Consider the following 19912-nt stretch of genomic DNA (forward strand, 5'->3'; position numbering starts at 1 on the left):
CACACCGTGGACCTGGGGGGTTTCGGCGGCCGGCGGCTGCCGGGCGTGGGCAGACGGCTGCACACCGGGGTGCGGTGGAAGATCAGCGCCGCGATCACGCTGGTGGGCGCGCTGGTGGCGCTCGCGCTGAGCCTGGTCGTGCACAACGCGGCGCGCGTCTCGATGCTCGACAACGCACGCGACGTCCAGGACGAGCGCATCCAGGTCGCGCAGCGCATGTACGAGACGACCGGCCGGCTGAACTTCATGGGCCTCAAGATCAACGATCCGGCCATCCCGAAGGACCTGCTGGCGAAGGCGATGGCCGGGCGCCGGGCGACCTACGTGACGGACAAGCCCAACGGCGTGCCCGACATCTGGGCCGCCGTCCCGCTGAACGACGGCCGCGTGCTGTCGCTGCACACCGGGTTCACGGACCGCAGCGCCGAGGTCATGAAGGACCTGGACCAGGCGCTGATCGTCGGTTCGATCGTGGTGGTCTTCGGCGGCTGCGCGCTCGGTGTGCTCATCGGCGGCCAGATGTCGCGGCGACTGCGCAAGGCCGCGGCCGCGGCGGGAGAGGTCGCCCAGGGGCAGACGGACGTACGGGTGCGCGACGCCATAGGCGGTGTCGTACGCGATGAGACGGACGACCTCGCGCGGGCCGTCGACGCGATGGCGGACGCCCTCAAACAGCGCCTGGAGGCCGAACGCCGGGTGACCGCCGACATCGCCCATGAGCTGCGCACACCCGTGACCGGACTGCTGACGGCGGCCGAACTGCTGCCGCCGGGGCGGCCGACCGAGCTCGTACGGGACCGGGCGCAGGCCATGCGCACACTCGTCGAGGACGTGCTGGAGGTGGCGCGTCTCGACAGCGCGTCGGAGCGGGCCGAGTTGCAGGACATCATGCTGGGCGAGTTCGTGACCCGGCGGGTCGCGGTAAGGGACGCGGACGTCGCGGTGCGCGTGGTGCACGAGTCGGAGGTCACCACCGACCCGCGGCGCCTGGAGCGGGTTCTCGGCAATCTGCTGGCCAATGCCGTCAGGCACGGCAGGCCGCCGATCGAGGTCACGGTGGAGAGCCGGGTGATCCGGGTGCGCGACCACGGGCCCGGATTCCCGGAAGAACTGCTCGCCGAGGGGCCCAGCCGGTTCCGGACCGGCAGCAGGGACCGCTCAGGGCAGGGCCACGGGCTCGGCCTGACGATCGCAGCGGGCCAGGCGCGGGTGCTCGGCGCACGCCTGACCTTCCGCAACGTACGGCCTCCCGGGGCGTCCGACGACGTACCGGCGGAGGGCGCGGTGGCGGTGCTGTGGCTGCCGGAGCACGCGCCGACGAACACCGGGAGCTACCCGATGCTGGAGGACTGACGTTCCCGATCGGTCGGGTCGGCCTCTCGATCAGGCTCGGGCAGGCGATCCACGCCGCCCTGTTCGCCCTCAGGGACGTCGAAGGCGACCCCGAGGACAAGCGCAAGGCTGTCCTCGAGGTCGCCATCGATCTGGTGACTCAGGCCCACTCCGGCGCCTGAGTCGTCGGACGGGGTTCGCCGCGGTCATCCGGTGAGCGGCCGGCGGCGATCCGTCAACGGTGATCAGCCGTGATCAGAGGTGATCAGAGGGCGACGCCGTGCGCACGCAGGAAGGCCGCCGGGTTGATCGCGGAACCGTAGTTCGGGGTGGTGCGGATCTCGAAGTGCAGGTGCGGGCCGCTGGAGTTGCCGGTGTTGCCGGACAGGGCGATCTTCTGCCCGGCCTTCACGGCCTGGCCGACCCGCACGTTGATCTTCGACAGGTGCGCGTACTGCGAGTACGTGCCGTTGCCGTGCTTGATCACGATGGCGTTGCCGTACGCCGGGCCGTCACCGGCACCGTTCGGGCCGGCCTTGACGACGGTGCCGCTGCCGGCGGCGGCGACCGGGGTGCCGGTGCGCACCGCGAAGTCCTGGCCGGAGTGCTTGGCCGCCCACATGCCGCCGCTCTGGGCGTAGCTCGCGGAGAGCGTGTAGCCCTTGACCGGGACGACCCAGCCGCCGGCCTTCTTGGCAGCGGCCTCGGTGACCGACGCCTGAGCGGCGGTGGCGGCCTTGGCCTGGGCCTCGGCCTGCGCGGCGACGGAAGCGGCGGTGGTCTTGGGCAGCGCGGAGGCGGTGACGGTGTCCGCAGCGGCCGCGACCCCGGCACCGAGGAACGCCGAGGCTCCCAGGCTGACGGCTACGACGGCCGCCCGCGTACGAAGCAGGGACGAACCGGGGATGCGGGACGTGGCGAGCTTGGACATTCGGGATACCTCCGGGCTTAAGCAAATCCAGCACTTAAAAGCCATGTGCCGGTCGGGACTCCACATTGGTAACCCACTCCACCGATCCCGCTCAAAACCCCTTTCTACTAGCCTTCCTCGTAGGAAAACATCACATTCTGGACCTCTTGACATCCCCTGCCGGGACGTCAAACCGCCCTAATCCACCACAAGAACCTCTTATCTGGACGAGGTTTAAACGCACTTGGCGGCTGGTGCACAACGCTCAAACATGGGTGTTCCTAGATCTTGCTGCCACATCTACCGATTCCCACCACTGGTCCGGAACGGGAATCCAGGCCGATCCCACCCCACTAACCACTATTCCGCCTAGTAACGGACAAAACGGCTGTGTGCCATGTCACCGAAAGGCAAGATCCCGCACCAGGAAATGTGACCCGCGCTACTCGGGGGAATGTGACCTGCATTACTCGGCGCTCTTTGGAATGTGTGACCTGGGCTACTCGAATTGGCCTTTCCGCCAGCTCTGCCCGGTCCCCGGCCGGCACGGATGCGGTCGCCGTGACCCCGCATCGACGGACTACGCTGACCGCACCGTCACCGTGCCGTCGGGGGAGCGACATGGAACCTGCAGCCGTAGGGGTCCGGCTGGCATCGAGCGTGGTCACCCCGCTGATCAAGAAGCTCTTCGTGAGCGAGGGACCGGGCGCGGGGCTCGTCGAGAAGCCGACCCGCATCTCCGGCTATGTCTCGTTCAAGGGCGAGAAGCGCACCCTCGACGAGAGGGACCTGACGAAGCTCGCCGCCGAACTGGTCGCGCGAGCCCTCCGTACGGGCGAGCGCCCATTCCCCGCCGACGAGGAACAGGCCGTCGCGCACGCCCTCGCCAGGACCCTGCACGCTCTCGGCGACCTCACCATGACCGACGTACAGGCCGTGGAGCTCGGCCATGCGGGCCTGGCGCTCCGGCTGCGCGAGGCGAGCGGGAACCCCGAGCGCCTGCTGTCCTTCGACGCGACCGTCTTCTACGAGCGGCTCCTCGACACGGCCTGCCTGCACATCCTGCACTTCTTCACGCAGCGGTCGGCGTTCGTACCCCGGGCGCTCGTCGAGCAGAGCCGCCGCCAGGCCGAGCTCATCGCGAAGGCCGACGCGCTGATCGCCCGGACGCCGTTACCGGGCGGCCAGGACGCGGCGTTCGAGCAGCGTTATCTCGCCTACGTCGCCACCAGGCACAGCCAGCTCACCATCTACGGCATCGACCTGGTCGACTCGCCCGAGCGCTGGCCCCTCGACGCCGCCTATCTGAGCCTCCAGGCCCTGCGCCCCGCCGAGGACGCGGAGCCCGCCGGCCCGGACGGCTCGCACATCGTGTCCCCCGGCACCGCTCTCCCCGCTGAAGAGGCACTCGCCGACCGGAACCTGGTCCTGCTGCGCGGGGTGGCGCGCTCCGGCAAGACGACGCTCGTGCAGTGGCTCGCCGTGACCGCGGCGCGGGGCGAGCGAGGCGACCGCATTCCGTTCGTCCTCCCCCTGCGCACCCTCGTCCGACGCCATGACGGGCTACCGGCACCCGACGGCTTCCTCTCCTCCGTCCGCATCCCCTTCCATGCCGCGAGCCCGGACGGCTGGGCGGACAGGGTGCTCACCGCGGGCCGCGGACTGCTCCTCGTCGACGGTATCGACGAGATCCCCGAGCGCGACCGGGAGCGGACCCGGGGCTGGCTGGGCGACCTCCTGGGCGCCTATCCCGGCAACCAGTGGCTGGTCACATCGCGCCCCTCCGCCGTACGCGAGGACTGGCTCGCCTCCGAGGGATTCACGGAGCTGACGCTCTCCCCCATGACCCGCGCGGACGTGTCCGCCTTCATCCGGCGCTGGCACACGGCGGCACGCATCGACGCCTCCGACACGGACCGGCTCGACGCGTACGAGCAGTCGCTGCTGGAAGCCGTAGGGACCAAGCAGGATCTCGGCCGCCTCGCCACCAACCCCCTGATGTGCGGCCTGATCTGCGCGCTTCACCGCGACAGGCGCGGCTATCTCCCGCACGGACGGCAGGAGTTGTATGACGCTGCCCTCTCCATGCTGCTGTCGCGCCGTGATGAGGAACGCGACATGTTCCCGCACGGGGGCGGGGACGGCCGGGACGGTATCCATCTCACGGAACTCCCCCAGATCCAGCTCCTCCAGCGGCTCGCCTACTGGCTGATCCGCAACAACCAGTCGGAGATGGACCGCGAGCGCGCCGAACGCATCATCGCCGATGCCCTGCCGTCCCTCCCGGCAGCCGCCGCGCAGGGAGACGCGCCCCGGATCCTCCGCCATCTGCTCGTACGCAGCGGGCTCCTGCGCGAACCCACCGTCGGCACCGTCGAGTTCGTCCACCGCACGTTCCAGGACTACCTGGGCGCGAAGGCGGCGGTCGAGGACGGGGACTTCGGTCTGCTGGTCCGCAACGCCGCCGACTCCCAGTGGGCGGACGTGATCCGCATGGCGGTGGCGCATGCCCGGCCGCGCGAACGCGCCCAACTCCTGGGCGGACTCGTCGAGTCGGCACAGAGCGCCGACGGCACCCCGGCCGACACCCGTATCCGGCTGCTCGCCCTCGCCTGCCTGGAGCACGCCACGGAGCTCGACCCGGCCGTACGGAGGGCCGTGGAGGAGCAGGCGGCCGCGCTCATCCCACCCCGTACGACGGAGGAGGCACGCGCCCTCGCCGAGGCCGGCCTCCTCGTCCTGGAACTGCTCCCCGGACCGGACGGCCTCACCGACGCGGAGGCCAGGGCCGTGGTCATCACCGCGTCCCTCATCGGCACGGACGCCGCCGTCCCGGTCCTGGCCCGCTTCCGCTCACACCCGTCGCTGGACGTGCGCGCCCAGCTGACCTGGACGTGGCATCGATTCGACAGCGCGCGGTACGCGACGGAAGTCATCGCGCACCTCGATCCGGACGGCCTCTACTTCACCACGCACTCGGCCGACAACCTGCGCAACCTGCGGGAACTCGGCAAGCACCCCCGCCTCCAAACCGTGGGCGACATCGGCTCCGCCACGCTCCAGGCACACCTTCGGCCCAACCAGCTGACGCACCTGGTGGTACTGGACAACCGGGTTCTGCGGGACCTCACGTTCCTCAGGGACCAGCGCCGACTGGTGCGTCTGGACCTGAGCGACTGCCCATCCGTGAACGACCTCGCGCCCCTGGCCGGGCTTCCACTACGGCAGATGTGGCTCGTCGCCATGCCCGGTCTGCTCACCGCCGGGAGCCTTGCAGCGATCGCCTCGCTCCCCGCCCTGCGCGAACTCCAAATCGGCCAGGAACTCCAAGGTGACTCTCTGGAAGAGGTCCTGCCACCGGGAATGCCGCTGGAACTGCTCTACTTCCATCGGTATGCCCTCAGGCACACCGGTCTCAGAGGGCTGAGCCACTGGCCATCGCTGCGCGCTCTCGGCCTTAATCCCCCTTCAGGAGAACTCACGCCCGAGGACTGGTCGGAAGTCGCCCGGCTCCCCGCGCTCAGGGAGCTGCGGCTCCACGCCTCAGCTCTCCCCGAAGCCGCCTCCGCGCCGCCCCTCCCCGCCATCGAGCACCTACAGCTCAGAAAGCTCACCGGAAGCGAAGATCTCAGGGAGCTGCCCGTAATCTTCCCGAATCTGCGGTCGGTCGAATTCGTCCTGGCTTCGGACGAGGACGGGACAGCACTCCCCGAGCACATCACCGGCCTCTTTCCCGGCAGGCACACGGTCAGGGAAATCCACAGCGTGCTGTAACGCGAAATAGGGTCGGCCCCGGAACCGAAGTTCCGGGGCCGACCCCTTCCAGCGCTCAGCTCAGCGCGAGCGTCACGCGTCCTTGCTCAGGTTCGGACCCGAGCCGCCGCCCGCCGCCGACTCGACCGGCGGCACGTCCGGCAGGGCCGACTTCTCCTCGCCGCGGAAGGTGAACTTGCGGGCCTCGCCCTCGCCCTCCGTGTCGACGACCACGATGTGGCCGGGGCGCAGCTCGCCGAAGAGGATCTTCTCGGAGAGCAGGTCCTCGATCTCGCGCTGGATCGTCCGGCGCAGCGGCCGGGCGCCCAGAACGGGGTCGTAGCCCTTCTTCGCCAGGAGCGACTTGGCGGTCGAGCTGAGCTCGATGCCCATGTCGCGGTCCTTCAGGCGCTCGTCCACCTTGGCGATCATGAGGTCGACGATCTGGATGATGTCTTCCTCGGTGAGCTGGTGGAAGACCACCGTGTCGTCGACACGGTTCAGGAACTCCGGGCGGAAGTGCTGCTTCAGCTCGTCGTTGACCTTGGCCTTCATGCGCTCGTAGTTGGTCTTCGTGTCACCCGCGGCGGCGAAGCCGAGGTTGAAGCCCTTGGAGATGTCCCGGGTGCCGAGGTTGGTCGTCATGATGATGACCGTGTTCTTGAAGTCCACGACCCGGCCCTGGGAGTCGGTCAGGCGACCGTCCTCCAGGATCTGCAGCAGGCTGTTGAAGATGTCCGGGTGAGCCTTCTCCACCTCGTCGAACAGGACGACGGAGAACGGCTTGCGGCGGACCTTCTCGGTCAGCTGGCCGCCCTCTTCGTAGCCCACGTAGCCGGGGGGCGAACCGAAGAGACGCGACACCGTGTGCTTCTCGCTGAACTCCGACATGTCGAGGGAGATCAGCGCGTCCTCGTCACCGAAGAGGAACTCCGCGAGGGTCTTCGACAGCTCCGTCTTACCGACACCCGAGGGGCCGGCGAAGATGAAGGAGCCACCGGGACGCTTCGGGTCCTTCAGACCCGCACGCGTACGACGGATCGCCTGCGAGAGCGCCTTGATGGCGTCCTTCTGGCCGATGACCCGCTTGTGGAGCTCGTCCTCCATGCGCAGCAGACGCGAGGACTCCTCCTCGGTCAGCTTGAAGACCGGGATGCCGGTGGCGGTGGCGAGGACCTCGGCGATCAGCTCGCCGTCGACCTCGGCGACGACGTCCATGTCGCCGGCCTTCCACTCCTTCTCCCGCTTGGTCTTCGCCGAGAGCAGCTGCTTCTCCTTGTCGCGGAGAGACGCCGCCTTCTCGAAGTCCTGGGAGTCGATCGCCGACTCCTTGTCCCGGCGCACGGCCGCGATCTTCTCGTCGAACTCGCGGAGGTCCGGCGGCGCGGTCATCCGGCGGATACGCATCCGGGAACCGGCCTCGTCGATCAGGTCGATCGCCTTGTCCGGCAGGAAGCGGTCCGAGATGTACCGGTCGGCCAGGGTTGCGGCCTGGACCAGGGCCTCGTCCGTGATGGAGACGCGGTGGTGCGCCTCGTAGCGGTCGCGCAGGCCCTTGAGGATCTCGATGGTGTGCGGCAGCGACGGCTCCGCGACCTGGATGGGCTGGAAGCGGCGCTCGAGCGCGGCATCCTTCTCCAGGTGCTTGCGGTACTCGTCGAGCGTGGTCGCACCGATCGTCTGCAGCTCACCGCGGGCCAGCATCGGCTTCAGGATCGAAGCGGCGTCGATGGCGCCCTCGGCGGCACCCGCACCGACCAGCGTGTGCAGCTCGTCGATGAACAGGATGATGTCGCCGCGGGTGCGGATCTCCTTGAGCACCTTCTTCAGGCGCTCCTCGAAGTCACCGCGGTACCGGGAGCCGGCGACCAGGGCGCCCAGGTCGAGGGTGTAGAGGTGCTTGTCCTTGAGGGTCTCGGGCACCTCGCCCTTGACGATGGCCTGCGCCAGGCCCTCGACGACGGCGGTCTTGCCGACGCCGGGCTCGCCGATGAGTACGGGGTTGTTCTTGGTGCGGCGGGACAGCACCTGCATGACCCGCTCGATCTCCTTCTCGCGCCCGATGACGGGGTCGAGCTTGGACTCGCGAGCGGCCTGGGTGAGGTTCCGGCCGAACTGGTCCAGGACCAGGGACGTGGAGGGGGTGCCCTCGGCAGGACCACCGGCGGCGGCGGTCTCCTTGCCCTGGTATCCGGAGAGCAGCTGGATGACCTGCTGCCGCACCCGGTTGAGGTCTGCGCCCAGCTTGACCAGGACCTGGGCGGCGACGCCCTCGCCCTCGCGGATCAGGCCGAGCAGGATGTGCTCCGTGCCGATGTAGTTGTGGCCCAGCTGAAGGGCCTCGCGGAGCGACAGCTCCAGGACCTTCTTGGCACGGGGGGTGAAGGGGATGTGCCCGGACGGGGCCTGCTGGCCCTGGCCGATGATCTCCTCCACCTGCTGGCGGACCGCCTCGAGCGAAATCCCGAGGCTCTCCAGGGCCTTAGCGGCGACACCCTCACCCTCGTGGATCAGGCCCAGGAGGATGTGCTCGGTGCCGATGTAGTTGTGGTTGAGCATCCGGGCTTCTTCCTGAGCCAGGACGACAACCCGCCGCGCGCGGTCGGTGAACCTCTCGAACATCGTTAATCGCTCCTCAGAGCGGTCAGGCAGTAAGGGGACGCTCCCCTCCCTGTCCTTCCGCAGCTTAGTCCCGCAAGCGGGGACCGCTCATTCCAACTGCCGACACCCGTCCTTGGCCTCCCAACCCGGAACGCCGACAACTGCTCCAACCCGATGGTGCGAGACGATGTTCCCGCAGGCCAGGTAGTTACCCACGCCGCCAGTACGCCGATGGCGAACGTGAGACGCCCCAACACTGCGTGTCGCCCCTCCCCACTAGGGATGTCTTACCCGTAACGACTGACACTCCATGCGGCGTGCCCCGGTTCCCTCCGCTACGGGCGAACAACCTTGCGCGCCCGCGTGCATCCACACGCCCCCATCACGGATACTCTGCGCATCGACCACACCACCTTGCGTAACTCAGAGCCACTCCCTGGGGTTGCTCCTTGCATGGTTCCTACGGTCCCCCCTCCTTCGCGCCCGGTCCACCCGAGCCGCCCGGCTGATCCGGTACGGCGGTGGTACGAGCACGAGCTGGGCTGGGCGGCGGCCGACGGGACGCCGGTGCAGCTGCTGACGGGGCTGCGCTTCGACGTACTGGAACTGCCCGCCGATGCGGGTCACGCGGTCCTGGGACGGCTCTCGCCGCAGTGCCCGGTGGCTCTGCAGGGGCCGGTGATGCGGCTGCTGGTTGCCACGGGAAGCGCGGAGGAGCTGCCGGGGCTGCTCGACTGGCTGGAGTGGGGCGCTCTCGCCCGGGACCTCACAGCGATCGGGGCGGGCGGTCGGATCGACGCGCCGACGCCCCCGGGGTGGCGGGGCTCGCCGGGGGCCGCCCGCTGGTTGCGGCCCCCCGAGTCAGGTTGCGCGGCGGAACCGGCGCTGCCGGCCCTGGCTTCGCTGGGGGGCGGTGGGGGCGCCCCCGCTCTCGATCTCGTACGACTGGTGGACGCGGCGGCGACGGAGTGCCACCGGGCCCGGCTGCGGCGTCTGAGCGCTCAGGCGTTGGCCTTCTCGTAGGCCTCACGGATGGTCGCGGGGACACGGCCGCGGTCGTTGACCTCGTAGCCGTTCTCCTTCGCCCAGGCGCGGATCTGTGCGGTGTCCTGGCTGCCACCGGACGCTGCTGCGCGTGCCTTGCCGCGGGCGCCGGCGCCGCGGCCTCCGGTACGACGACCGCCCTTGACGTAGGGCTCCAGCAGTCCGCGGAGCTTGTCGGCATTGGCGGTGGTGAGGTCGATCTCGTACGTCTTGCCGTCCAGCGCGAACGTCACGGTCTCGTCCGCCTCGCCGCCGTCGAGGTCATCGACAAGAAGGACCTGAACCTTCTGTGCCACCGGATTTCCTTTCATCGAAACTTCAGGACCGGGGCCTGCGGCTTCAGCCGCTGATTCGCCGGCCCCTGTTATATGCAGTGCTGCAGTACGTCGGAAAGCAAACCGCTTTTCCTGGAAAAACACAAACCCCTGACAGAGACCGGGGACCCAAGGACGCCTGGAAACGTGCGCGTTTCGGACATAGGGCACCCGGGAACAGGGTCCGGCTTGGAATAGCGCCCCATGATCACAGGTGCAGAAGCATCCGGCTGTTGCCCAAGGTGTTCGGTTTCACTCGTTCGAGACCGAGGAACTCCGCGACGCCCTCGTCATAGGAACGCAACAGCTCGCTGTAGACATCTGTGTCGACGGGCGTCTCGCCGATCTCCACGAAGCCGTGCTTGGCGAAGAACTCCACTTCGAAGGTGAGGCAGAATACGCGGCGAACACCGAGCCAGCGGGCGGTCTGGAGCAGCTTCTCCAGCAACTGATGTCCGACCCCCGCGCCCCTGACCACGGGGTTCACGGCGAGTGTGCGGACTTCTGCGAGGTCTTCCCACATCACATGCAGGGCACCGCAGCCGACGACCTCCGCGTTGTCGTCGCGTTCCGCCACCCAGAACTCCTGGATGTCCTCGTAAAGCGTCACGGTCGCTTTGTCGAGCAGGATCCGCTGACGGACGTACGAGTCGAGGAGACGGCGTACGGCCGGTACATCCGCGGTGCGCGCCCTGCGTACGGTGACGGCTTTTGCGGTGGCTTCCGGTGACTCTGCTGGCATGAGCGGACGCTATCGCCCGGCCTCACCCTCCGCTGAACCGGGGCTCTCCCGGCCTTCCAGGATCTCGGGGCCTTGCACGATGCGGATGGCCGCGCGTAGCGCCTCGCGCTGTTCCGGCGACATCATGCCGAAGAAGGCGACGAGTGCGGCGGCCGCGTTGTCGCTCTGCGACCAGGCTTCGTTCATGAGTGCGGCGGCGTAGGCGGCACGTGTGGAGACCGCCTCATATCGATAGGCGCGGCCTTCCGCCTCGCGGCGTACCCAGCCCTTCTGATGGAGATTGTCCAAAACGGTCATCACGGTGGTGTACGCGATCGACCGCTCCTGCTGGAGATCTTCCAGGACTTCTCGAACGGTCACCGGGCGGTTCCACTTCCACACCCGCGTCATGACCGCGTCTTCGAGTTCTCCCAATGGGCGAGGCACACCAGAACAATAGTGGGAGAAGCCACCAATGACGCGCCGAACGTGGCCTTTCTGCAACAAAAAGGGCGTATGACTCGAAAAGCTAGGAGTCATACGCCGCTTTGGGGCCCCTGCGACGGGTCAGGCGTCGCCGGGCCCACGGGTCGGACGGGCGGCCTCGGCACGCGCGATGGCGGCGTCGACGGCCGCGTCCTCCTTGGCCTTGTTGGCGCCGCCCTGGGACTTCACGATCGTCACCACCAGGCCGGTGAAGAACACTGCCATCACTACCGGGGGCAAGAGCGCGGAGACGTATTCCATGCCCCCAGGGTAGCTAAGCGGTGCCGGGGAAGTGCGGGTGCGTTCCCGCGCCCGCCGCGGCAGCGGCTTGTGTCAACAGCCGGTGCGTGCTCTCGGCGTGCCGGACGAAGGCCCTCGATGGGGGCCCCTCCCATGCCCTTAAGGCAATGGGGGAGGAGCTACTTGGGCCTTTGGCCGGTGCGGCGAGTGGGGGCACCTCCCACGCCCTTAAGGCAGTGGGGGAGCGTGCCGGGCGGCGTGGGGGCGTGCCTGAACTTCCCCGGGGCCGCTTAGACGGCGGCGAGCTTCTGCGGTGGGGCGGGCGGTGGCGCGGGCTTGCGCTTGGGCGGGAAGACCTCGGCCGGGGTCGGCACGGGGCGCTGCGGGGCGGGGCGCTCGGCCGGGGGCTGCTCCGGCTTCGGCTTCGCCGGTTCCTTGGCGGCGGCGCGGCCGCCGGGGAGGGCCAGCAGGCGGATACGGGAGGTGGCGGCCAGGGACGGGCGTGGGCGCCCCGCCGTGACGGCCGCCGGAGTCTGGCGGCCTGGCTGCCAAGCTGTCGGCCGAGCTGCCGCGGGTTCGCCGCGTACGGCGGTGTCGCCGCGTACGGCGGTGTCGCCGCGTACGGCGGTGTCGTCCCGTACGGTCTCGGCTGCGGCCTGATCGGTGTGGCCGGGGCAGCGGTCGAGGAGGGCCCCGGCGACGGGGTTGCCGTTGGCACCCAGTGCGCGGAGGGCCGTGACGTCCTCCGGGCCCGGCTGGTGGCCGGTGTTCAGGGCGTCCTCCAGCAGCGCGAGATAGCCGATGGCGCTGCCCGGGAGCGCGGCCCGGTAGCGGGCGAGGTCCGCCACCAGGAAGGCGCAGAGCCGGTCGCCCTCGCGGACCGCCTCATCGACGGACTCGGCGAGGCGCAGGCAGGCCTGGACGTCCTCGGCGGAGACGGAGCTGGGGTGAAGGGCAAGAGCGAGGGCACGTCGGAGCACACGCAGCTCCTCCGCACCGAACGCCATGCCACCGCGGGATCCGTAAGGCGTGGGCATGGCCTGACGATACGCGCTAATCAGACAAAAGCCAGCTATCGCCCAATCCTGGGCGTGGCTCTCCTACGGGGCTCCCGTCGCTGCCACTACGGGGTTCCCGTCGCTGCCATCGACCGCCGGCGGCGGAGCGGGGCGGGGGCGCCACCTGCCGGTGGCGGGTCCAGGCGCGCACGCGGCTACCCGCCGGCGGCCGGCTGGTGCGCCACCTGTCGGTGGCCGGGTCGGGCCGCGCCGGTCCGTTGTGGACAGGCGTTCCGCAGGGCTGGGGCACCTCCCAGCGGTGGCTGGGGTGGGTGGGCACGACCCACGACGGCGGGTCACGTGGCGTATGGCGTGCAGCACGGCGGCTGGGGGCAACACCACGACGGCGGGTGCCGTGGAAGGTGCCCCAGCCCCCGGTAGGGGACCGGGCGCGCCGTCAGGTGCGGGAAACGTTGCGTTCGTAGACCAGGCGGAGCCCGATCAGCGTCAGCCACGGCTCGTGTTCGTCGATGGTCGAGGCCTCGCCGAGAACCATCGGCGCAAGCCCACCGGTGGCGATGACCGTGACGTCGTCCGGATCTTCGGCGAGCTCACGGGCCATCCGGTTCACGACACCGTCGACCTGCCCCGCGAAGCCGTAGATGATGCCCGACTGCATGGCCTCCACGGTGTTCTTGCCGATCACACTCCGCGGCCGCGCGATCTCGATCTTGCGGAGCTGCGCGCCTCGTACGCCGAGCGCCTCGACCGAGATCTCGATGCCGGGGGCGATGACGCCGCCGGCGTACTCCCCGCGCGCGGAGACCGCGTCGAACGTCGTCGCCGTGCCGAAGTCGACCACGATCGCCGGGCCCCCGTAGAGCTCGACCGCCGCGACCGCGTTGATGATGCGGTCGGCGCCGACCTCCTTGGGGTTGTCCATCAGGATCGGCACGCCGGTCTTGATGCCGGGCTCGACCAGGACGGCGGGCACGTCGCCGTAGTACCGGCGGGTGACCTCGCGCAGCTCGTGCAGGACCGACGGGACGGTCGAGCAGATCGCGATGCCGTCGATGCCGTCGCCGAGCTCCTCGCCGAGGAGCGGGTGCATGCCCATGAGGCCGTTGAGCAGGACGGCGAGCTCGTCGGCGGTGCGACGGGCCTCGGTGGAGATCCGCCAGTGCTCGACGATGTCCTCGCCGTCGAAGAGCCCCAGCACGGTGTGGGTGTTACCCACGTCGATGGTGAGAAGCATGTGGTTTTACTCCGCCTCCGTCGCGGCCGGGGCCTCCCGCAGGTCCAGGCCGATGTCGAGGATCGGCGAGGAGTGCGTGAGGGCGCCCACCGCCAGGTAGTCGACGCCCGTCTCCGCGTACGCGCGGGCGTTGTCCAGGGTGAGGCGGCCGGAGGACTCGAGGATCGCGCGCCCGTGCACGAGGGACACGGCTTCCTCCGTGTCGCCGGGCGTGAAGTTGTCCAGGAGGATCAGGTCGGCGCCCGCGTCCACGGCCTCGCGCAGCTGGTGCAGGGTGTCCACCTCCACCTCGACCGGCAGGCCCGGGAACTCCTCGCGCACCGCCTTGAAGGCCTGTGCCACGCCGCCCGCCGCGACCACGTGGTTGTCCTTGACCAGCGCGGCGTCGGACAGCGACATGCGGTGGTTGACGCCGCCGCCGCAGCGCACCGCGTACTTCTCCAGCGACCTGAGGCCCGGCGTGGTCTTGCGGGTGTCGCGGACCTTCGCCTTCGTGCCCTCCAGAACGTCCGCCCACGCGCGCGTGGCCGTCGCGATGCCGGAGAGGCGGCACAGCAGGTTGAGCGCGCTGCGCTCCCCGGTGAGCAGATCGCGCGTACGGGCGGTGACGCTGAGCAGCTTCTGGCCGGCGGCGACCCGGTCGCCGTCCTCCACGTGCCGCTCCACCTCGAACTCGTCGGTGCAGACGACGGACAGGACGGCTTCGGCGACACGCAGACCGGCGACGGTGCCCGCCTCGCGCGCGGTGAAGTCGCCGGTCGCGACGGCGTCCTCGGGGATGGTCGCGACGGACGTGACGTCCACGCCGCCCGCGAGGTCCTCCGCGACGGCCATGTGCGCGATGTCCTCGACCTCGACCGGGTCGAGTCCGGCGTCGGCCAGGAGCTGGGCGAGCGCGGGGTCGAGCCCGCACTCCATGGGGTCGTGCTCGTCCTCGCCGCTGCAGCCGCAGCCGTCGCCGCAGCCACCGCTCGGGAAGACGGGAAGGTCGGGGGTGCTCACGTCGGTCACTGCTCCTGGGGACGGGACTGCGGGTGGGTCGGGGGGAGGTCGCCGGACGGGGACCGGGCGGGGTCCGGGGCCGGGGTGTCCTGGGCCGGCGGCGGCAATGGCCGGCCGGGCCGGGTGGGGGAGAACGCGGCACTCTCGGTCGTATGCACGGCCAGGGACCGGTCCGGGTTCAGCCGTACGACGATGTGGCGGCCCCACACCTCATCGTCCCGGTCGGCGTAGTCCTCGCGCCAGTGGCAGCCGCGGGTCTCCTCGCGCTGCCTCGCGGCGGCGACCAGCACGCGGGCGACGCACAGCAGGTTGGTCGTCTCCCAGGTGTCGACGCCGGGCTCGGCGGTCTTGCCGTTCTCGGCGAGAGCGTCCTTCGCGTCGGAGTGCAGCCGCTGCAGCTCCTCGGCGGCGCGCGCCAGGGACTCCGCGGAGCGCAGGACTCCGGCGCCCTCGGACATGATCCGCTGGATCGCGAACCGGGCCTCGGGCGCGAGCAGCGGGTGCGCGGGCGTCTCGGGGTGCTCCACGGGGGTGGGCACGCGCGCGTGGAGGCTGCTTTCCCCAGCCGCCGCGGCGATGTCGGCCGCGATGCGCTCCGCGTAGACCAGGCCCTCCAGGAGGGAGTTCGAGGCGAGGCGGTTGGCGCCGTGGACACCGGTGCAGGCGACCTCGCCGCACGCGTACAGGCCGGGCACCGTGGTGCGGCCGTGCTCGTCGGTGCGGACGCCGCCCGAGGCGTAGTGCGCGGCCGGGGCGACCGGGACGGGCTCGGTGACGGGGTCGATGCCGTGGGCGCGGCACGCGGCGAGGATCGTCGGGAACCGCTGCTCCCACATCTCCGCGCCGAAGTGGCGGGCGTCCAGGTACATGTGCTCGGCGCCCTGCTCCTGCATGCGGCGCATGATGCCCTTGGCGACGATGTCGCGGGGCGCGAGCTCGGCGAGTTCGTGCTGTCCGGCCATGAAGCGCACGCCGTCCGCGTCGACGAGGTGCGCGCCCTCGCCGCGTACCGCCTCGGAGACCAGCGGCTGCTGGCCCTCCGCGTCGGCGCCGAGGAACAGCACCGTGGGGTGGAACTGGACGAACTCCAGGTCGCTGACCTCGGCTCCGGCGCGCAGCGCGAGCGCGACGCCGTCGCCCGTCGACACGGATGGGTTGGTCGTCGCCGAGAAGACCTGGCCCATGCCGCCGGTCGCGAGCACCACGGCGGGCGCGTGCACCGCACCGACGCCGTCGTGCTGGCCCTCGCCCATGACGTGCAGCGTGATGCCCGCCGCGCGGCCCTCGGCGTCCGTCAGCAGGTCCAGGACCAGTGCGTTCTCGACGGTTCGCACGCCACGCGCGCGTACCGCCTCGACGAGCGCGCGGGAGATCTCGGCGCCGGTCGCGTCGCCGCCCGCATGCGCGATACGGCGGCGGTGGTGGCCGCCCTCGCGGGTGAGCTCGATGTCGCCGGTCTCCGGCGATGTGTCGAAGTGGGCGCCCGTGTCGATGAGACGGCGTACCGCGTCGGGGCCCTCGGTGACGAGGATGCGCACGGCCTCCTCGTCGCACAGGCCCGCGCCCGCGACGAGCGTGTCCTCCAGATGCTGCTCGGGGGTGTCCCCGTCACCGAGGGCGGCCGCGATGCCGCCCTGCGCCCAGCGCGTGGAGCCGTCGTCCAGCCGGGCCTTGGTGACCACGACGGTCCCCAGGCCCGCCGCCTCGCAGCGCAGCGCCGCGGTGAGTCCGGCCACGCCGGAGCCGACGACCACGACGTCGGCTGCCAGGGACCAGCCGGGGGCGGGCGCGTGCAGCCGTATGCCGGTGGCGCGGCCCGGCGCCGTGGCCGGCCCCGTGCTCGTGCCGCCCGGAGGGGCTATCGCGGGTCCTGTCCCGGAGGATGACGTACCTGTGCCGGTCACGAGGCGGCTCCGAAGGTGAGGGGAAGGTTGTCGATCAACCGGGTCGTGCCGACCTTCGCGGCGACCGCGAGGACCGCGTCGCCCGTGAAGTCGTCGGGGACCTCCGTGAAGTCGGCCGGGTCGACCAGGGCGAGATAGTCCAGTACGAGCGGCGGATCGAGGCGGGACGCCTCGTCGAGGACCAGCTGGGCGGCGGCGCGGACGGCGGCGGTGCGGCCGCGATAGGAGGAGGTGCGGCGCGATGGGGGTCCCCCCAGGCTTTCGGCTCTGGGGGAGCCTCCGGCAAGGGCGGTGGTGGGTGAGGGGCGGGAGGTGGCGACGGCATGGGCGTCCGCGGCGGCGCGGGACTCGCCGAGCGCGCTGAGCGCCTCGGCACGCGCGTGCGTGGACGGTGCGAGAACGGCACGCGCGCGGAGCGCCTCCTGCGCGGCATGCCGGTCCTGGCCCGCGAAGAGAGCCTGCGACAGGGCGAGCGCGGTGCGCCTCTCGGCGGGCGAGAGGTAGCGGTTGCGGCTGGACAGGGCCAGCCCGTCCTCCTCGCGCACGGTCGGCACGCCCACGATCTCCATGCCGAAGTCGAGGTCGCGCACCATGCGTCGGATGAGGGCGAGCTGCTGGGCGTCCTTCTGCCCGTAGAGCGCCATGTCGGGCGCGGTGAGGTGGAGCAGCTTGGCGACGACGGTCAGCATGCCGTCGAAGTGCCCGGGCCGCGACGCGCCCTCCAGGCGCTCCCCCATGGGGCCCGCGGAGATACGCACCTGGGGCTCGCCGCCCGGGTAGACCTCGTCCGCGGACGGGGCGAAGACCACGTCGGCGCCCGCCTGTTCGGCGACCTTCACATCCGCGTCAAGGGTGCGCGGATAGCGGTCGAGGTCCTCTCCCGCGCCGAACTGCAGCGGGTTCACGAAGACCGTGACGACGACCTCGCCCTCGCGTCCCGCCAGCCGCCGCGCCTCGCGGACCAGGGTGGCGTGCCCCTCGTGCAGGGCGCCCATGGTCATGACGACGGCCCGGCGGCCGGCACGCGCGCGTGCGCGCAGTTCCTCCGCGGTGTGCAGCAGCGTGGTCATCGCACCTCTCCGTCCGCGCCGTCGATGTCCGCCCCATTGGCCAGTACCCCGAGCAGATCCTCGGCGAGCTCGGGCTTGAGCAGCCCGTGGGCGAGCGCGCGGTCGGCGGTGGCCCGCGCCATGGCGAGATACCCGGCGACGGTGCCCGGCGCGTGCTTGCGCAGCTCCGCGACATGGGCGGCGACCGTGCCGGCGTCCCCGCGCGCGACAGGGCCGGTGAGCGCCGCGTCGCCGGACCGCAGCGCATTGTCGAGCGCGGCGCCGAGGAGCGGGCCGAGCATGCGGTCAGGGGCCCCGACGCCCGCGGCGCGCAGCAGCTCCATGGCCTCGGCGACCAGCGTGACCAGGTGGTTCGCACCGAGAGCGAGCGCCGCGTGGTACAGCGGGCGGGCCTCCTCCTCGATCCACTCCGGCTCGCCGCCCATCTCGATGACCAGCGCTTCGGCAGCCAGCCGCAGTTCCTCGGGCGCGGTCACGCCGAACGAGCATCCGGCCAGCCGCTGTACGTCGACGGGAGTGCCGGTGAACGTCATCGCGGGATGCAGGGCGAGGGGCAGCGCACCGGCGCGCAGCGCGGGATCGAGCACCTTGGCGCCGTACCGCCCGGAGGTGTGCACGAGGAGCTGTCCTGGCCGCACCGCGCCCGTCTCGGCGAGACCTTCGACGAGGCCCGGCAGGGCGTCGTCGGGCACGGTCAGCAGCACCAGCTCGGCCCGCTCCAGGACCTCCGCAGGGGACACCATCGGAACATCGGGCAGCATCGCGGCGGCCCGGCGCCTCGATGCGTCGGAAACCCCGGAGACGGCGACCGGGCGGTGCCCGGCGAGCTGGAGGGAGGCGGCCAGCGCGGGTCCGACCCGGCCTGCTCCCACGACCCCGACGGAGAGCCGCGCGGGGCGGTCCTTCGGATCGGGCGGTTGAGGTGTGTTCACTCGACGACGGCCTTCCGTTCCAGTCCGCTCGGGGTACCGGACGATTTCTCGTCATGCTAACGCGATCGGTTCGTGGGGTTCTTCCTCTGTCCACAGGCTCGGGGTTTGTCCACAGGCTGTGGGCACCCCTGGGGCCGTACGACATGATCTGTGGATGACCGATCCCACAGAGCAGGAGCGCAAGCGGCGCCTCGCCGCGCTGCGCAGCGCCGAGCGGACTTTGTCCCGCACAGCGATGGAGAGCACCCTCCGGGAACAGCTCGCTCAGCTGTCGGACGGGGCACCTGCCGTATACGACCTGGAAGAGGCCTCCGACGTCTACGGGGACGGTGTCGTCGAGGAACTGGAGCGCCGCGTCGCCTCGCTGCTCGGCAAGGACGCCGGGGCCTTCTTTCCCACCGGGACGATGGCGCAGCAGGTGGCGCTCCGCTGCTGGGCAGGGCGCACCGGCAACCCCACCGTCGCCCTGCATCCCCTCGCGCACCCTGAGCAGCACGAGCGCGGCGCCCTCGAGACCCTCAGCGGTCTGCGTACGGTCCATCCGACGACCGAGCCCCGGCTGCCGACCGCCGACGAGGTACGGGACTTCGGCGAGCCCTTCGGGACGCTGATGCTCGAACTGCCGCTCAGGGAGGCCGGTTTCGTCCTGCCGTCGTGGGAGGAGCTGGAGGCCGTCGTGGAGGCGGCGCGGGAGCGGGACGCGGTCGTGCACATCGACGGGGCGCGCCTGTGGGAGTGCCCCACCCATTTCGGCCGCCCGCTGGAGGAGATAGCGGGGCTCGCGGACACCGTGTACGTGTCGTTCTACAAATCGCTCGGCGGTCTGGGGGGATCCGTGCTGGCCGGCCCCCGGTCGCTGATCGACGAGGCGAAGGCCTGGCGCCACCGTTACGGTGGCCAGGTCTTCCAGCAGTTCCCGACCGCCCTGTCCGTCCTCATCGGCCTGGAGCGCGAGCTGCCGCGGCTGCCGGAGTACGTGGCGCACGCGGGCGTGGTCGCCGCGGCGCTGCGTGAGGGGTTCGCAGAGGCGGGGGTTCCGTGGGCACGCGTCCACCCCGAAGAGCCGCACACGCACCAGTTCCAGGTCTGGCTGCCGTACGCCGCCGAGGTCCTGAACGACGCGCTGATACGGCAGGCCGAGGAGACGAAGACGGCGCTGTTCCGGGTCTTCTGGGAGGGTGGCGGCCCGCCCGGGGTGTCGGTCACCGAGGTCACGGTGACCGCCGCCGGTCTGGAGTGGACACCGGACGACGTCCGCGCGGCCGTCGCGGACTTCGTCGAGCGGCTGCCCGGCGAGGTCAGCAGGTAGGGCGGGTACGCCGCAGGTGCAGCCGGCGGGCCAGTCCGGCG

16 protein-coding genes and 1 pseudogene are annotated in these 19912 nt (G+C 70.7%); 5 read left to right on the forward strand and 12 right to left on the reverse strand.

Annotation, left to right across the window (positions count from 1 at the left end):
- The first annotated feature begins 6 nt into the window (after positions 1–6).
- Both cseC and H1D24_RS03845 read left to right on the forward strand, forming a co-directional pair.
- A complete protein-coding gene (gene cseC / locus H1D24_RS03840; RefSeq protein WP_309484192.1) occupies positions 7–1353 on the forward strand; it encodes a two-component system sensor histidine kinase CseC in 1347 nt (448 codons plus the stop codon).
- Positions 1354–1400: 47 nt separating this feature from the next.
- Positions 1401–1514, forward strand: a pseudogene (locus H1D24_RS03845) (TetR family transcriptional regulator); the annotation flags it as partial.
- 83 nt (positions 1515–1597) lie between these two features.
- Here H1D24_RS03845 and H1D24_RS03850 read toward each other — a convergent pair.
- Positions 1598–2263, reverse strand: coding sequence for a M23 family metallopeptidase (locus tag H1D24_RS03850; protein WP_181655944.1), 666 nt, complete (start codon positions 2261–2263; stop codon positions 1598–1600).
- A 600-nt stretch (positions 2264–2863) separates the two neighbouring features.
- Here H1D24_RS03850 and H1D24_RS03855 point away from each other — a divergent pair.
- Complete coding sequence (locus tag H1D24_RS03855; RefSeq protein ID WP_181655945.1) at positions 2864–6016, forward strand: NACHT domain-containing protein; 3153 nt, start codon at positions 2864–2866, stop codon at positions 6014–6016.
- 72 nt (positions 6017–6088) lie between these two features.
- Here H1D24_RS03855 and H1D24_RS03860 read toward each other — a convergent pair whose 3' ends face one another.
- Positions 6089–8617, reverse strand: a complete 2529-nt coding sequence (locus H1D24_RS03860) for an ATP-dependent Clp protease ATP-binding subunit (RefSeq protein WP_181655946.1) — start codon at positions 8615–8617, stop codon at positions 6089–6091.
- A 432-nt stretch (positions 8618–9049) separates the two neighbouring features.
- On the opposite strand from H1D24_RS03860, the gene H1D24_RS03865 reads away from it, so the two are divergent.
- The gene (locus tag H1D24_RS03865; protein ID WP_181655947.1) at positions 9050–9619 is read left to right on the forward strand and encodes an SCO3374 family protein; all 570 of its coding nucleotides are present in this window, start codon (positions 9050–9052) and stop codon (positions 9617–9619) included.
- On the opposite strand, the gene H1D24_RS03870 is transcribed toward H1D24_RS03865, so the two are convergent.
- The 10 genes from H1D24_RS03870 to H1D24_RS03915 form a co-directional block, all read right to left on the reverse strand.
- Positions 9598–9936, reverse strand: coding sequence for a histone-like nucleoid-structuring protein Lsr2 (locus H1D24_RS03870; protein ID WP_181655948.1), 339 nt, complete (start codon positions 9934–9936; stop codon positions 9598–9600). The two genes, H1D24_RS03865 and H1D24_RS03870, sit on opposite strands and share 22 nt — an antisense overlap.
- A gap of 226 nt (positions 9937–10162) precedes the next feature.
- Entirely contained in the window at positions 10163–10696 is a 534-nt protein-coding gene (locus H1D24_RS03875; protein WP_181655949.1) for an amino-acid N-acetyltransferase, read from the reverse strand.
- A 9-nt stretch (positions 10697–10705) separates the two neighbouring features.
- On the reverse strand, positions 10706–11122 hold the full coding sequence (locus H1D24_RS03880) for a BlaI/MecI/CopY family transcriptional regulator (protein WP_181656380.1): 417 nt from the start codon (positions 11120–11122) through the stop codon (positions 10706–10708).
- A 120-nt stretch (positions 11123–11242) separates the two neighbouring features.
- Positions 11243–11422 carry a hypothetical protein gene (locus H1D24_RS03885; RefSeq protein ID WP_181655950.1) on the reverse strand — a complete coding sequence of 60 codons (180 nt, stop codon included), beginning with the start codon at positions 11420–11422 and terminating at the stop codon, positions 11243–11245.
- A gap of 269 nt (positions 11423–11691) precedes the next feature.
- On the reverse strand, positions 11692–12438 hold the full coding sequence (locus H1D24_RS03890) for a hypothetical protein (protein ID WP_181655951.1): 747 nt from the start codon (positions 12436–12438) through the stop codon (positions 11692–11694).
- Between the two features lie 418 nt (positions 12439–12856).
- On the reverse strand, positions 12857–13654 hold the full coding sequence (locus H1D24_RS03895) for a type III pantothenate kinase (protein WP_181655952.1): 798 nt from the start codon (positions 13652–13654) through the stop codon (positions 12857–12859).
- 6 nt (positions 13655–13660) lie between these two features.
- Positions 13661–14656 (reverse strand): carboxylating nicotinate-nucleotide diphosphorylase, encoded by a 996-nt coding sequence (gene nadC / locus H1D24_RS03900; RefSeq protein WP_181655953.1) that lies wholly within the window; start codon positions 14654–14656, stop codon positions 13661–13663.
- A gap of 5 nt (positions 14657–14661) precedes the next feature.
- The gene (locus tag H1D24_RS03905) at positions 14662–16518 is read right to left on the reverse strand and encodes an L-aspartate oxidase (RefSeq protein ID WP_309484216.1); all 1857 of its coding nucleotides are present in this window, start codon (positions 16516–16518) and stop codon (positions 14662–14664) included.
- A gap of 38 nt (positions 16519–16556) precedes the next feature.
- Positions 16557–17630, reverse strand: coding sequence for a pantoate--beta-alanine ligase (gene panC / locus H1D24_RS03910; RefSeq protein WP_181655954.1), 1074 nt, complete (start codon positions 17628–17630; stop codon positions 16557–16559).
- A complete protein-coding gene (locus H1D24_RS03915; RefSeq protein ID WP_181655955.1) occupies positions 17627–18562 on the reverse strand; it encodes a Rossmann-like and DUF2520 domain-containing protein in 936 nt (311 codons plus the stop codon). Before H1D24_RS03915 ends, panC begins: the two co-directional genes overlap by 4 nt.
- A 154-nt stretch (positions 18563–18716) precedes the next feature.
- On the opposite strand from H1D24_RS03915, the gene H1D24_RS03920 reads away from it, so the two are divergent.
- On the forward strand, positions 18717–19871 hold the full coding sequence (locus tag H1D24_RS03920) for a threonine aldolase family protein (protein ID WP_181655956.1): 1155 nt from the start codon (positions 18717–18719) through the stop codon (positions 19869–19871).
- The last annotated feature ends 41 nt before the right edge of the window (positions 19872–19912 follow it).

It is taken from the genome of Streptomyces himalayensis subsp. himalayensis, from assembly GCF_013778455.1.
Taxonomy (GTDB): Bacteria; Actinomycetota; Actinomycetes; order Streptomycetales; family Streptomycetaceae; genus Streptomyces; species Streptomyces himalayensis.

Bases quoted from the DNA above. Each gene is read 5' to 3' on its own strand.
- H1D24_RS03850 (WP_181655944.1), bottom strand. From the start codon at position 2,263: ATGTCCAAGCTCGCCACGTCCCGCATCCCCGGTTCGTCCCTGCTTCGT.
- H1D24_RS03855 (WP_181655945.1), top strand. From the start codon at position 2,864: ATGGAACCTGCAGCCGTAGGGGTCCGGCTGGCATCGAGCGTGGTCACC.
- H1D24_RS03860 (WP_181655946.1), bottom strand. From the start codon at position 8,617: ATGTTCGAGAGGTTCACCGACCGCGCGCGGCGGGTTGTCGTCCTGGCT.
- H1D24_RS03865 (WP_181655947.1), top strand. From the start codon at position 9,050: ATGGTTCCTACGGTCCCCCCTCCTTCGCGCCCGGTCCACCCGAGCCGC.
- H1D24_RS03875 (WP_181655949.1), bottom strand. From the start codon at position 10,696: ATGCCAGCAGAGTCACCGGAAGCCACCGCAAAAGCCGTCACCGTACGC.
- H1D24_RS03885 (WP_181655950.1), bottom strand. From the start codon at position 11,422: ATGGAATACGTCTCCGCGCTCTTGCCCCCGGTAGTGATGGCAGTGTTC.
- H1D24_RS03890 (WP_181655951.1), bottom strand. From the start codon at position 12,438: ATGCCCACGCCTTACGGATCCCGCGGTGGCATGGCGTTCGGTGCGGAG.
- H1D24_RS03895 (WP_181655952.1), bottom strand. From the start codon at position 13,654: ATGCTTCTCACCATCGACGTGGGTAACACCCACACCGTGCTGGGGCTC.
- panC (WP_181655954.1), bottom strand. From the start codon at position 17,630: ATGACCACGCTGCTGCACACCGCGGAGGAACTGCGCGCACGCGCGCGT.
- H1D24_RS03920 (WP_181655956.1), top strand. From the start codon at position 18,717: ATGACCGATCCCACAGAGCAGGAGCGCAAGCGGCGCCTCGCCGCGCTG.